2 protein-coding genes are annotated in these 1,174 nt (G+C 43.4%); both read left to right on the top strand.

Annotated elements, in window-relative coordinates; genetic code table 11:
- A partial coding sequence (locus R8N49_RS24920; protein ID WP_318190188.1) for a cation:dicarboxylate symporter family transporter occupies nucleotides 1-176 on the top strand: 176 nt, incomplete at its 5' end.
- Between the two features lie 155 nt (nucleotides 177-331).
- Nucleotides 332-1,174, top strand: an 843-nt coding sequence (gene opaM / locus R8N49_RS24915; RefSeq protein ID WP_318190187.1) for an acyl-homoserine-lactone synthase OpaM, incomplete at its 3' end; no start/stop codon positions are given.

The following is a 1,174-nucleotide window of genomic DNA, read 5'->3' as shown; positions in this document are numbered from 1 at the left end:
TACTAGCGGCGGGTATCCCAATTGAAGGTCTGCCTCTACTCTTCGCTCTTGACCGTATCTTCGACATGATTCGTACGGCTCTAAACATTACTGGTGATGCAGCATGTGCGGTCATTGTTGATGCTTTAGTAGAAGAAACTGCCGCTGAAGCAGAGTTACAAAAGCAAGAAGCTTAGTTTCCTAACAAATACTTAAAAGCCGCTCAAAAGAGCGGCTTTTTTTTCGATTCTTTGCATTACGTAACCATACAAATAGAAACTAATAGCATAATTTTTCTGAAGTGATATAACGCCCGTACTAACTATAAAAAACGTCAGATCTAGGTTGTATCATGAGTCTTAAGCTGTCTTTGGTTTCGCTTTCCAATACAGATTTGCCTATTGAAACAAAACAACAGGCACTGATCGATATTGTTCTTCGCTTCCTCACACCACAAGAGAGAGCCTCTCTCTTTGAGTCCATCACTCATCAACGAGAAACGAACTTGCTGGCACGCTATCCTGAGTACCAGTCCAAAAGTCTTTCTGTCTTGTTTGAGTTAATGGATTATCGAGATTTGGTTCGACTGCATCCGAACAACCTACATGACGACGTCTATTTACTTGAATTAACCGTAGCAGAGTGCTTCCCTCATTGGTTAGACTTTTGGTGCGCTTGCGAAATCGAAGCCATCAAACAGAAATACTCGCTTGAAAACCGCGAGCCAGCGACTGAACTCTCCTTCGAAGACGCCTCTTACTCAGCAATGCTCATTGATGATATTTCAGAGTCTTCAATGCGCGTTCAACTGCCCAGCTACCCAGTGGCAATGACCTTGAGTGACGCAGTTGCGCTGAGTAATTTGGAGCTCTTCGTTCAAGGAGAAAAGTGGTATGAGATTTTGCCCTTGTTGTCACTTTCTCAGAAAGGTAAGCACTTTATTCTGCTCCAAACTCAGACAACTCCGGTGCTGGTCGCATCAGCGCTAATCCAAGACTGGAACCAACGTAACACTTGGCTAAGTTATGCGCCGCAGTTTAACAGTGAAAAATGGCGATTCTGTCTACCTCTGCACGGCTATCAAGAGCTTAATCGTCTTGATATCTTGGCAAGTGACCTCGTTACAGACTATGGTTCTTTAACAGTGTTTGATCAGGCATTCCAAACACACATAACTAAAACAGAAAAGGGATGC

It is taken from the genome of Vibrio sp. 1978 (genome assembly GCF_033344345.1).
Note: the sequence above shows the minus strand (reverse complement) of the source record. Positions and strands in the feature narration are given on the sequence as shown.